The following is a 12,016-nucleotide window of genomic DNA, read 5'->3' as shown; positions in this document are numbered from 1 at the left end:
CTTCTTCTCTATAAGCCTAAAACATCGTATTTTACTTTTTATTCTTAACGGTTTTTAATCTGTAATGCTCTGGTTTAGCAGGGGTATTCATTTGGTCGTCAAGAATAACGACCGTTGTATCGCTTTCTACCCACAAATTGACGGTTTGATTCGATCCGCTGTCGGGGACTAGCTTGTAAACTTTGGCTGCTTTATCTTTTTTAGTCCCTTTATGTGATAGCTTTTTCCCTTTACTGTTTATTTTTTTCCCGCTTTTCCCATCGGCTGTTATATAGGTTGTTGTCATTTGGTATACGCCATTGACACTGTCTATCTTTTGGGTAATGATTACCAAGTAGTCCATACTGTCTTTTTTCCCAGAAGCTGTCGGTACTGTACCTTCATAAGCGAATACATCTACCAGTCCGGTCGAATCGGTTCCTACGATTTCTACGGCTTCGCCTTCGCCGGTCATCTGATTTTGTTTATTGTTTGACTGGCAAGCGATAAGAGCTGCCACGGCGAATAATGTAAAAACAAATTTTTTCATATCGTTATATATTGGTTTTTCCCTATAACATGTCGAAGCAATAAAAAGTTTACCCGAGTTGATAAAATCGCCTCAAAATTGTTTGAATAGATTCTGCGTGCCAACGGGCTATTTTTTCTCGTCCGCATTCCGATAGAAGTATTTTGCAATCTGCGTAGTTATCCATAAAAAGGTTTTCGGTGAGGAGCGCGGGGCAAACAGATTCTCTTAATATACAGAAATTCTCTTCTTTACAACCTCGAAAACGAAGTTCGGGAAAATGATTTTTCCAGAGGTCTTGAAATATTTCGGCGTATGATTTGCTTTTGTGACTACCTGAATAGGTAAACATTTCTCCACCGCTTCCTCCACCAGCATTCGCATGGATAGAGATAAGTAAACAATCACTTTGTTTGGCGATCGTATTGGCCCGTTTGCAGCGTTCCGATAAAGAAATATCTTCTTTTTCGGGTACTAGTCGGACACAAGAGATACCGGCCTTTTTCAATAGAATTTCTATTCGGGATACGATGTCGCGGTTAAACTCCCATTCGAATAGTTGACTACCGTCGGGCCATATAGGAGACCTCTTTCCCGGTGTATCGTATCCGTGCCCGTTGTCTAAAAGAATTTTTACCATAGTTCGATTTTATTTGGGTGGACAAATTTAGGGGGCTAGATGTTTATATTTATGGCATAATGATATACAGTAACAACAATTAGGTATGGCAAAGTACTTATTTCACCTAAAAAGGGGATTGTATAACTCTTGGGAATGCTGTTCCTTTGTCATGTCGAAACAATGATATTTCGCTATATTTGTAGAATATAGGATGCGGTTCGGCAGAGTCAAATCGGAAATGAGGTTTCCGTTTGCCTTTGCGCTCACCTTTGGTTATATTTGTATTTCAATGATACAAAAAAGTAAAAGAAAAAAATATGTATAAACTCGGAGCATATAATCAGAATAACCGAATGAGCGATTTGGTTTGTGACAATTACCCTGTGTTGTTAGTCATGAGCCGTTTCGGCATCGCGTTGGGTTTCGGCGATAAAAGTATCGGGGAGGTTTGTCGGGAAAATGGTGTACATACCGAAACATTTTTGGCCGTAGTTAATTTATTGTTAGACGAGGGTGATGTTGATGACTATAAAAATGTTATATCTGCCGGGGCTTTATTGGAGTATTTACATAATTCTCACGACTATTTTCTGAATTTCAGATTACCGGCTATTCGTTGTAATCTACTGAATGCGATAGATGGAGGAGAGAAAGATATTTCTATTGCAATTCTTCGGTTTTTCGACGAGTATGTAGCCGAGGTTCAGAAACATATGCGGTATGAAGAGAGTACTGTTTTTCCTTATGTAAACTCTTTATTGGCAGGTGTAAAGCCCGATATGTACAATATTGCGATATTTCGAAAACGACACGATCAAGTTGAAGCGAAATTGACCGAACTGAAAAATATATTGATAAAATATTATCCGGCATCGAGTAGTAATGAGCTGAATAGCGTGTTGTTCGATATATTTACATGCGAACAAGATTTAGCTTCGCATAATTATATAGAGGATTATCTTTTTATTCCGGTCATTCAAACGCTGGAATATAATATAGAAAGAAAAAAATGAAGCCTGTATTAAAAGTCGTCATAGCAGAACCTTCATTGATTATCCGTAAGGGATTATTGACTGTGTTGAAAAAACTGTCGACTCTCAATATCGAAGCGGCCGAAGTTGCCGATATGCAGCAGCTCCCAGCATTATTGTCGTGGCGTAGGCCAGATATATTGATTATAGATCCGGGATTGGCAGGTATATCGTCTATTATACAATTTAAGAAGAGCCTTGAAGGTCTCTCATTGAAATGCATTGCTTTACAGCATTCTTTGGCAGATGCTTCGGTTTTAAAAATGTATGATGGAGTCATCTCGGTGTACGATTCGGCAGAGCAGATTAAGGAAACGTTTGAATCGATGGTGCAGACTTCTTCTGAAAAAGAAGAACGACAAGAACCGCTCACCGAGAGAGAAAAAGAGATTATTATAGGCGTTGTGAAAGGAATGACCAATAAGCAGATCGCTGAAAAATTGTGTTTGTCTGCCCATACAGTCATAACCCATAGGAGAAACATCGCAGGGAAATTGCAAATACATAGTCCGGCTGGATTGACGATCTATGCCATAGTGAATAAATTTGTGGATATCAATGATATAAAAGATTCTATTTATAGCCGTGAGGAGTGATTACTTCGTTATATAAGTTATTTGATGTTGTTTTTGGGAAAATCCGCCTATTGGTTAGGCGGATTTTTTCATGGTGATAAATGGTAGGAAGTTGGTATGATGTAAATTTGTTTCGACTATCTTTGCATTATAAAAAAGAAAGAATGATTAAAGCCCTGTTTTTCGATATTGACGGTACGCTTGTGAGTTTTCATACTCATCGTATTCCTCGTTCTACGGTAGAATCGTTGGAGAAAGCTAAAAAGAAAGGATTGAAAATCTTTATCTCTACGGGACGACCTTTGACTTATATCAATAATCTCGATGATATCAAAAGCCTTATTGATGGATATATTACTACGAATGGTGCTTATATATTGGTCGGAGATAAGGTAATCGCTTGCCATACAATTCCCAAAGAAGATGTTTGTGCAATGATGAAATTTTCCGATGAGCGGAAATTCCCGTGTATATTGGTGGGAGAATCGGCAGCTCTGGTCTATAACACGACTCGGGAAATCGAAGAATTTTTCCATCGGTTTCTCGATTTGAACGATATCTCCGGTAATATCTCTTTGAGTGCTCTTTTGCAACAACGCATTATACAGATGACACCGATTATTACAGCCGAGGAAGAGGCAGAGATTATGCCTTGTTTATCTTCTTGTGAGTCCAGTCGGTGGTATCCTGCTTTTGCCGATGTAACCGCTAAGGGAGTAGATAAAGGAGAGGGGGTGAAATCGGTTGCAAAATATTGTGGTTTTTCCATAAGCGAAGTAATGGCGTTTGGCGATGGAGGAAACGATACCAATATGTTGAAAGTCGCGGGTATTGGTGTCGCTATGGGTAATGCCGGAGATTCGCTAAAAAAGGTAGCCGATTATGTGACAACTACTGTCGATGACGATGGTATAAAACGAGCTTTGGAGTATTTTCATGTAATATAAAAACCGCCCGATAATATAAAATCGGGCGGTTTTCTATATATGATCGGTTGTTTTTACGGTATTACCACACTAAACTCAGCGATAGAGGTCTTTTGGTTTCCGTTTATCTCTTCGATGGGTTCTAATTTCAAGTATCTTGTTTCCAAGACTTTCCCGAATGTGACGAATTGAGGAATAGGATTGTTCTTTATGTTGCTGAATTCACCGTTAAGTATAATGCCTTTCCATTCTTTTCCGTCGTTACTTTGATACAAATTATAGTGGAAAATAGTCCCATCGGTATTCCCTTCTTGTACCGGTGTGTAACAGAACCCTTTTATGCTTCGTATTTTTCCGAGATCGATGAGGATAGGAGAAAGACCGTCGCTGTAAATAGCAGTCTCGATTTTTTTGTCAATAGCTTCTACTGCTTCTTTATCTCCGATAAGACACTCTTGGGGAGTGAAAACCGAATTTTGTGCTTCTTCTGATTTTTCTATAATAGGGTTTGCATAGAATATTCCGGTTCGTAATATGGAGAAATCGGCTCTTGTCCGATTAATAGTCACTCTTAATTTGTCGGCGATAACATCGTCGAATCTCACCAGTCGTTTATATCCTATTGTTGTGCCTTCGGAGATTTTTTCCCATACTCCGTTTATCGAAGCCTCTACGGTAAATGCTTCAATTCGTTGCCCGTTCTGTATATCCTCTTGCAGTAAGAGTGTATTCACGGGAGTCGTAGCCGTTATATTTATCTCGAAGGAATCGCCCTCTTTCCCGGTAATTTTTTCGTGAGAAGTTTTTCCATAATCGGTTGCAAATGTATGGCTTATATATTGAGCCAGTTCTTGAAGCCGTTTGGTGTCGTTTTCATGAATCAACCCCCTTGTGTCGGGAGGAATATTGAGCAGTAAAACAGAATTGTATCCTACCGATTTGAAATAGATGTCCACCAATGTAGAAAGCGATTTTACCTTATCGTCTTCTTCCCGATGATAGAACCAGCCCGGACGAATCGATACATCGACTTCCGACGGGTACCAAAATAATTCGGTCGCTTGTTCTAAAAGGGCTCGACTGCCGAGGTCTTTGGATAAATGGGATATACCTATTGCATTACAAACGCTGTCTGAACGGGAGTAACTACTCGGAATGAGGGCTGTTGCGCTCCATTCGGTTTCCCGCCCATATCCTTTTTCGTTTCCTACCCATCTCACGTCATCGCCCATAATGGCTGTGACAGCTTGGGGTTGCAATTCTCGTATGGTTTTAAGGATCGAGTCCCAGTCATATTCTTGTTTTTTACCATTAGGACCTTCACCGCAAGCCCCGTCGAACCAAACTTCGTGTATTTCGCCGTAGTTTGAGAGTAACTCGGTAAGTTGTTCGATGAAAAATTTATTGTATTCGGGCGAGTTTCCGTAGCAAGATGCATTTCTGTCCCACGGAGATAGGTAAACACCGAATTTGATACCATATTTGTCGCAAGCCTCTTTCATCTCTTTGACTACATCGCCTTTTCCTTCTTTCCAGGGTGATGAAGCGACCGAGTGACTGGTTGTAGCAGTGGGCCATAAACAAAAACCGTCATGATGTTTGGCTGTGAGAATCACCATTTTAAATCCGGCATCTTTCAGCGTTTTTACCCATTGTTCGGCATCTAACTGAGTGGGGTTAAAAAGTTTGGGATCTTCCTTCCCGTCTCCCCATTCCCGATTGGTAAAGGTGTTTATACCGAAGTGTAGAAATGCGGTCAGTTCCAATTGCTGCCATGCTAGTTGTTGGGGTGTAGGAGTCAGGTGTGCTGCCATTTCGACTTTTTGTTCGATTGTCGAGCCTTCGGGAAAAACGAGATGTTTTTCGTAATATTGTTTTTTGTTTGACTGACAACCTACGAATAGGGCACAAATAGTGAGAAAAACACATGTATTTTTCATTGGGTATAAATAATTAGTTTCCGTACAAAGATAATGATTCTATACAAAAAATAAAATACCTGTAAAATGTATGCTTTTTAAAGTCAAAAGATAATGAGCGTTTAGTAGGTGCATATCGAATATCGGATTTCATTCGCTTATTCCATAGTAGTTTCCATTTCCTCGTTCCGTATTTTACCTTGTATTCTTATGAGTTTGGAAAAATATGCCCGGAATTTCGGGAGATAAGTGTGTCATATATGTGATTAGCGTAAAGTCTTCCTATGGGGAGAAATATTTCTTTCCCAATAAGTTTTATTTTTTTCTTGGAAAACATTTCGATTTTTTCGATAGGTACGATATATGAACGGTGAATGCGGAGAAAATTTTCTTCGGGCAAAATTTCTTGAATCGTTTTCATGTTTGTTCGGGACAGTATGTATCCCCCGTTTTCCCGGAAAATTTTAGTATAGTTTTCCATCGCTTCGATATATAGAATGTCATTAATGGGAATTGTTACGTTGGCATATTCTTGTTTGATAACGATATTCTCGGGGACTTTTTCTGTTTCTATTCTGCGAATGGCTTTCTCGACAGCTTTTTTAAATCTTTCGTAAGCAAACGGTTTGTGTAGGAAATCTACGGCATCGAGGTCGAATCCGTTGAGTGCGTATTGAGCGTGTGCAGTGGTGAATATAAAGCAACACTCTCTGGGTAGAGCGTGAGCGATATCCAGTCCGTTGATACTATTCATTTCTATGTCGAGGAAAACCAAATCGGGTTTGTGTCGTTTGATCTCTTCCAACCCAATACGAGGTTCGCTGAATGTCGAAAGATCCAAATTTCCAAACCGTTCACAAAATTGAGTGATGACAAGTAAAGCTAGAGGTTCGTCGTCAATAGCTATACAAGAAAATTTTTTCATTGTAGTCGAATAGTTAGTCTGATTTTATATTGTCGGTTTTCTTGGACAGTCGTTAAATTAAAACGACCCGGATAGAGCAATTCTAATCGCTTGCGGCAATTTTCGATGCCGATAGCAGGGGTCTTTTCCTTTTTTTCTTTCATGACCGTATTTTCTGTTTCGAAAAGGAGTTGTCCGTTTTTCACTATAATTCTGATGAGTACAGTGCAATCTATATCGGAAGATGTACCGTATTTAAAAGCGTTTTCCACGAATGTAATAAGGATCATAGGGGGAATTGGAGCTTGGTCATCGTCGGTTTGTGTTTCGAAAGAAATGTGGGTATGTTTATTTAGTCTGAGAGCTTGTAAATCGACATATTGGCGAATATAATCTATCTCGTTACAAACGGGAATGGTTTCTGATGTAGTTTGTGCATACATATATTTGAGAATGTTGGAGAATTGAATAAATGCCGATTCTGTTTTATCGGATTTGGTCAATACCAAACCATATAATGCATTGAGTGTATTGAATAGAAAATGAGGATTGATTTGTGCCTTGTAAAGAGCCAATTCCGCTTTATTCTTTTCTGCTTCGATTTCTTGTTTGGATAGAATTTGGCGAAATAGTTCGAATGTCAGTTCTATGGCGAGACTGAATCCGGTGACGATGAGAAAGAAAAACCATACGGTTTGTGTTCGCATGTGCTGTCGTATACCCAAGTCCAGAGAAGAAGTGGAAAACTTGTCTTTTGGAATAGGTATCTGGCTGAGTCCCCATGTGATTATCAATAGAGCCGCTATAAGAAAAAAAACTTGTCCGAATTTATGTCTTAAAAAAAGTGAGGGTATGTTGGCTTTGCGGTAAGTAAAATAAAGGGCATATAAGTAAACGATCAATGTTAACATGAAATAGGTGTGGTGTATGATCCATTTTTCCACAGGAACTAACATGATAATCAGTGGTAGTATAACCAAACAAAAAAGTAAGTCTATGTATGTACTGATACGAGTCTGCCTCATATTTTCATTTATGTGTCGGTTTATATTGAAGAGAGAGTAGTCGTTGAAAAATTTCTTTTATGACAAAGGTAGAGCTTTCTTGTGAATTTGTCAATTGTCATCATTTGCTGTTCGGCATCACTTTTTAGTCGTTTATCAATACATGTTTATATGGTAGCAATATAATTTATAAATTTGAGAATTACTTTTCGGGGTAACGAAGATTAATCGCAAATTAAATAATCATCACATAAAACAGTAAAAATGAAACAATTTATTATTGCTATGGCTGTATTGTCTATGCTCTCGGCATGTAAAGAATCCCAACGAAGAGAAGGCACAGCAATGTACAAAACAATTACCGTAGAACCGACAAATAGGACTTTAAAGTCGGGATATACGGCGACACTGCGTGGACGCCAATTTGTAGAAGTACGTCCGCAAGTAAGCGGAATTATTACCGAAATAAAGATAAACGAAGGTGATGCTGTTCATAAGGGACAAACACTTTTTATCATAGATCAAGTGCCTTATAAAGCAGCTCTTGAAACTGCTGTGGCTAATGTGAAAAGTGCCGAAGCCAAGTTGGCTACGGCTCGACTTTCAGCTGAAAGCAAGGCCGAACTTTTTAAAGAACAGGTCGTTTCTGAATTTGATCTTCAAACGGCAAAAAATGAATTAGCCGAAGCAGAAGCGGCTTTGGCCCAAGCGAAAGCACAAGAAACAAATGCTCGTAACGATCTTTCATATACAGAGGTTAAAAGTCCGGTAGACGGTGTTGCTAGTATGATTCCTTATCGGGTGGGGGCTTTGGTGAGTAGTACTATTTCCGAACCTTTGGTATCGGTGTCTGACGATCAAGAAGTGTATGCTTATTTTTCCATGTCGGAGAATCAAATTCTCGACTTGCTTCAACAATATGGTTCTCTGCAAAAGGCGATGTCGCAAATGCCTGACGTAGAACTTACATTGAGCAATGGTAAGGCTTATGTACAACAGGGTAAGATTGATGCCATTAGTGGAACCGTCGATGAAAGTACCGGAGCAATCAGTTTGCGAGCCTCTTTTTCTAATCCCGATGGACTGTTACGTAACGGTGGAAGCGGGACGGTTCTTATTCCTACGGTAAGAAAAAATTGTATCGTTATTCCTCAGACGGCCACTTATGAGTTACAAAATCGGGTATTCGTTTACAAAGTTGTTGAAGGAAAGGCGAAATCTGCTCCGGTCGAGGTATTTAAATTGAATAACGGTACAGAGTATATCGTAGAATCGGGTCTTAATTCGGGAGATGTCGTTATTGCCGAAGGAGCCGGATTAGTACGAGAGGGAACGATAATAGAAAGTCAGACGACCCAAGAATAACGTGTTGCCATGAAAATAAAAGTATTTATAGATCGCCCCATATTGGCGGGCGTTATATCCGTCGTGATACTCATTATTGGATTGATAGGTCTTTCCCAGTTGCCCATAGAACAATTCCCGGAGATAGCTCCTCCTACGGTTAGTGTTTCGGCCAGTTACACAGGGGCTAATGCCGAAACTGTGCAAAAGAGTGTGGTCGTACCTTTGGAAGAAGCTCTCAATGGAGTGGAGAATATGATGTACATGGTTTCATCATCTACGAATACTGGCTCTGCGAGAATTACAATCTATTTTCGTCAGGGTACAGATCCCGATATGGCGATGGTCAATGTACAAAATCGTATAGCTAGTGCCCAGGGGCTTTTGCCTGCCGAGGTTACGCGGAGTGGAATTACGGTTCGTAAACGACAGACGAGCAATATTAAAGCATTGGCTCTTTATAGTCCAGATAATTCATTCGATGAAAGTTTCTTGAACAACTATTTGAAAATAAATATTGAACCCCGTCTTTCTCGTATAGCTGGCGTCGGCGAGGTGAATGTGATGGGAGCCGATTATTCGTTGCGTATTTGGCTCGATCCGGGTAAGATGGCAAAATACGGGTTGGTCCCGACAGATATAACGACGGTTCTCGATGAACAAAATTTGGAGGCTCCTACCGGGACTTTGGGTGCGGAGTCGGAAAATATGTTTCAATATGTATTGAAATACCGGGGGCGTTATGAAGACGAGAAAGATTATGAAAATTTGGTAATCAAGTCTCTTGCCAGTGGAGAAGTGTTAAGATTGAAAGATGTTGCTCGGATAGAGCTGGGTTCCCGTACTTACACTTATATTGGAGAGGTGAATGGACATCCTGGCTCTAACTGCATGATTGCGCAAACTTCCGGTTCGAATGCGAATGCGATTATCGAGGAGGTAGACAAAGTCGTAGCCGAAATTTCAAAATCTTTGCCTAAGGGTATGGAGTTGGTAGATTTGATGAGTTCCAAAGACTTTCTCGATGCTTCTATCAAGAACGTGATAAAAACATTGGTCGAAGCTATCCTTTTGGTGATATTTGTTGTGTATGTATTTTTGCAAAGTATGCGTTCGACGCTCATACCTTCTATTTCTATCATTGTCTCTCTGATAGGTACGTTTGCTTTCCTTTATGCGGCCGGTTTTAGTCTGAACATGTTGACTCTGTTCGCACTGGTGTTGGTAATCGGGACGGTGGTTGACGATGCGATAGTTGTGGTCGAGGCTGTACAGGCTAAATTCGATGAGGGATATAAATCTTCCTATTTGGCAACCGTCGATGCAATGGGAGGTATAACATCTGCTTTGATTACGACCACTTTTGTTTTCATGGCAGTGTTTATACCTGTTTGTTTCATTGGCGGTACGACCGGAACGTTTTATACGCAGTTCGGTCTCACTATGGCAGTAGCGGTAGCGATCTCAATGGTCAATGCGTTGACTTTAAGTCCGGCATTGTGCGCTTTGATTATGACCCCTCACGTGATTGGAAAAGGAGGCAAAATGAGTTTTTCTTCTCGTTTCCATATGGCATTTGATACGGCATTTCATCGTATCGTGATGAAATATAAAACAGGAGTGTTTTTTATGTTTAAACATAAATGGTTGGCTGGTGTATTGTTGGTAATTGCTGGCGCCGGATTGTTTATTTTGATGAAAACGACGAAAACCGGACTTGTGCCGCAGGAGGATATGGGAACTATTTTTGTAGATGTACGTACTTCTCCCGGAACGAATTTGGAGCAAACTAAGATTGTAATGGACGAAATCGACAGGCGTATCAAGGATATTCCTCAGGTTCGTATATTCTCTAAGGTGACAGGTAATGGTATGATTAGCGGTCAAGGGGCATCGAACGGTATGTTTATCATTCGTTTGAAACCCTGGGACGAACGGACGGGCGATGAAGATGAAATAAATGCCGTTATCAATGAAATATATAAACGTACAGACGATATATCTTCGGCACAGATTATGGCTTTTGCACAACCGATGATTCCCGGCTATGGCGTAAGCAGTGGATTTGAAATTTATGTGCAGGATCAAAAGGGTGGTACGATTGAGGATTTGTTGAAATATACGCGTCAGATGATCGACGCTTTGAATGCCAGACCCGAAATCGCACGTGCCACGACTTCGTTCGATACTAAGTTCCCTCAATATTTGGTCGAGGTAGATGCTGCCCGCTGTAAACGTAACGGAGTATCGCCGTCGGAAGTGCTGAATGTATTGTCGGGATATATAGGAGGAAACTATGCATCGAATATGAACCGTTTCTCGAAATTATATCGAGTGATGGTGCAGGCTTCACCGGAATTTCGGTTAGATACGGAAGCATTAAATAATATGTTTGTCCGTAATTCAGATGGTGAAATGTCCCCGGTTAGTCAATATTTGACACTGACTCGTGTGTATGGGGCTGAAACGCTGTCTCGTTTTAATCTTTTTTTGGCTATTAGTGTTAACGGCACACCTGCGGCAGGGTACAGCTCGGGACAAGCTATTCAGGCAGTTCGAGAGGTCGCGGAAGAGACACTTCCCGAAGGCTACGGATTCGAGTTCGGAGGAATGTCTAGGGAAGAGGCATCGTCGGGTAGTACCACTACGTTGGTATTTGTGATATGTGTTGTATTTATCTATTTGATTTTGTGTGCTTTATATGAAAGTCTTTTCATTCCCATCGCGGTAATTCTTTCCGTTCCTTTTGGTTTGGCCGGAAGTTTCTTGTTTGCTAAAATGTTTGGCTTGGAAAATAACATCTACTTGCAAACCGGACTAATCATGTTGATAGGATTGTTGGCGAAAACGGCGATTTTGTTGACAGAATATGCTTCGGAACGTCGTCGGCATGGTATGACAATTACCCAAGCGGCAATCTCGGCAGCTCAGGTTCGGTTACGTCCGATCCTTATGACTTCGCTTACCATGATATTCGGTATGTTACCTATGATGTTTTCGTCGGGTGTAGGAGCTAACGGGAATATTTCTATCGGTGTAGGAACTGTCGGTGGTATGTTAATCGGTACGATAGCTTTATTGTTTATTGTTCCTGTGTTGTTTATCGTATTCCAGACTTTACAAGAAAGATTAATGCCGGAACGTAAGTTACCCAAAATTGAAGAAAATAAATAAACTTGTGAA

At 40.4% G+C, this 12,016-nt stretch carries 10 protein-coding genes; 5 read left to right on the top strand and 5 right to left on the bottom strand.

Annotated elements, in window-relative coordinates:
* Positions 1-31 precede the first annotated feature (31 nt).
* A complete protein-coding gene (locus tag NBH06_RS00280; protein WP_008860696.1) occupies positions 32-529 on the bottom strand; it encodes a hypothetical protein in 498 nt (165 codons plus the stop codon).
* 49 nt (positions 530-578) lie between these two features.
* Entirely contained in the window at positions 579-1,148 is a 570-nt protein-coding gene (locus NBH06_RS00275; protein ID WP_250792167.1) for an N-acetylmuramoyl-L-alanine amidase, read from the bottom strand.
* Positions 1,149-1,447: 299 nt separating this feature from the next.
* Here NBH06_RS00275 and NBH06_RS00270 point away from each other — a divergent pair, with 299 nt between their 5' ends.
* The 3 genes from NBH06_RS00270 to NBH06_RS00260 all read left to right on the top strand — a co-directional run bounded on the left by NBH06_RS00270 (position 1,448) and on the right by NBH06_RS00260 (position 3,683).
* The gene (locus NBH06_RS00270; RefSeq protein WP_250792166.1) at positions 1,448-2,143 is read left to right on the top strand and encodes a hemerythrin domain-containing protein; all 696 of its coding nucleotides are present in this window, start codon (positions 1,448-1,450) and stop codon (positions 2,141-2,143) included.
* Positions 2,140-2,757: a response regulator transcription factor gene (locus NBH06_RS00265; RefSeq protein ID WP_008860693.1), complete on the top strand. Its 618-nt coding sequence runs from the start codon at positions 2,140-2,142 to the stop codon at positions 2,755-2,757. The genes NBH06_RS00270 and NBH06_RS00265 overlap by 4 nt, the downstream gene beginning before the upstream one ends.
* A gap of 143 nt (positions 2,758-2,900) precedes the next feature.
* Positions 2,901-3,683 carry a Cof-type HAD-IIB family hydrolase gene (locus tag NBH06_RS00260; RefSeq protein ID WP_250792165.1) on the top strand — a complete coding sequence of 261 codons (783 nt, stop codon included), beginning with the start codon at positions 2,901-2,903 and terminating at the stop codon, positions 3,681-3,683.
* A gap of 53 nt (positions 3,684-3,736) precedes the next feature.
* On the opposite strand, the gene NBH06_RS00255 is transcribed toward NBH06_RS00260, so the two are convergent.
* From NBH06_RS00255 to NBH06_RS00245, 3 genes are all read right to left on the bottom strand, one after another.
* Positions 3,737-5,602 (bottom strand): alpha-L-fucosidase, encoded by a 1,866-nt coding sequence (locus tag NBH06_RS00255; RefSeq protein ID WP_250792164.1) that lies wholly within the window; start codon positions 5,600-5,602, stop codon positions 3,737-3,739.
* A gap of 187 nt (positions 5,603-5,789) precedes the next feature.
* The gene (locus NBH06_RS00250; protein WP_046410424.1) at positions 5,790-6,506 is read right to left on the bottom strand and encodes a LytR/AlgR family response regulator transcription factor; all 717 of its coding nucleotides are present in this window, start codon (positions 6,504-6,506) and stop codon (positions 5,790-5,792) included.
* Positions 6,503-7,510, bottom strand: coding sequence for a sensor histidine kinase (locus NBH06_RS00245; RefSeq protein WP_250792162.1), 1,008 nt, complete (start codon positions 7,508-7,510; stop codon positions 6,503-6,505). Before NBH06_RS00245 ends, NBH06_RS00250 begins: the two co-directional genes overlap by 4 nt.
* Positions 7,511-7,753: 243 nt before the next feature.
* Here NBH06_RS00245 and NBH06_RS00240 point away from each other — a divergent pair, with 243 nt between their 5' ends.
* Both NBH06_RS00240 and NBH06_RS00235 read left to right on the top strand, forming a co-directional pair.
* Positions 7,754-8,854, top strand: a complete 1,101-nt coding sequence (locus tag NBH06_RS00240; protein ID WP_021892234.1) for an efflux RND transporter periplasmic adaptor subunit — start codon at positions 7,754-7,756, stop codon at positions 8,852-8,854.
* A 9-nt stretch (positions 8,855-8,863) separates the two neighbouring features.
* Positions 8,864-12,007, top strand: coding sequence for an efflux RND transporter permease subunit (locus tag NBH06_RS00235; protein WP_250792160.1), 3,144 nt, complete (start codon positions 8,864-8,866; stop codon positions 12,005-12,007).
* The last annotated feature ends 9 nt before the right edge of the window (positions 12,008-12,016 follow it).

The sequence above is a fragment of the Barnesiella sp. B2-R-119 genome (assembly GCF_023656675.1).
Taxonomy (GTDB): Bacteria; Bacteroidota; Bacteroidia; order Bacteroidales; family Barnesiellaceae; genus Barnesiella; species Barnesiella intestinihominis.
The sequence above is the reverse complement of the archived record's forward strand: the minus strand, read 5'-3'. Positions and strand labels throughout refer to the sequence as shown.

Bases quoted from the DNA above. Each gene is read 5' to 3' on its own strand.
- NBH06_RS00280 (WP_008860696.1), bottom strand. From the start codon at position 529: ATGAAAAAATTTGTTTTTACATTATTCGCCGTGGCAGCTCTTATCGCT.
- NBH06_RS00275 (WP_250792167.1), bottom strand. From the start codon at position 1,148: ATGGTAAAAATTCTTTTAGACAACGGGCACGGATACGATACACCGGGA.
- NBH06_RS00270 (WP_250792166.1), top strand. From the start codon at position 1,448: ATGTATAAACTCGGAGCATATAATCAGAATAACCGAATGAGCGATTTG.
- NBH06_RS00265 (WP_008860693.1), top strand. From the start codon at position 2,140: ATGAAGCCTGTATTAAAAGTCGTCATAGCAGAACCTTCATTGATTATC.
- NBH06_RS00260 (WP_250792165.1), top strand. From the start codon at position 2,901: ATGATTAAAGCCCTGTTTTTCGATATTGACGGTACGCTTGTGAGTTTT.
- NBH06_RS00255 (WP_250792164.1), bottom strand. From the start codon at position 5,602: ATGAAAAATACATGTGTTTTTCTCACTATTTGTGCCCTATTCGTAGGT.
- NBH06_RS00250 (WP_046410424.1), bottom strand. From the start codon at position 6,506: ATGAAAAAATTTTCTTGTATAGCTATTGACGACGAACCTCTAGCTTTA.
- NBH06_RS00245 (WP_250792162.1), bottom strand. From the start codon at position 7,510: ATGAGGCAGACTCGTATCAGTACATACATAGACTTACTTTTTTGTTTG.
- NBH06_RS00240 (WP_021892234.1), top strand. From the start codon at position 7,754: ATGAAACAATTTATTATTGCTATGGCTGTATTGTCTATGCTCTCGGCA.
- NBH06_RS00235 (WP_250792160.1), top strand. From the start codon at position 8,864: ATGAAAATAAAAGTATTTATAGATCGCCCCATATTGGCGGGCGTTATA.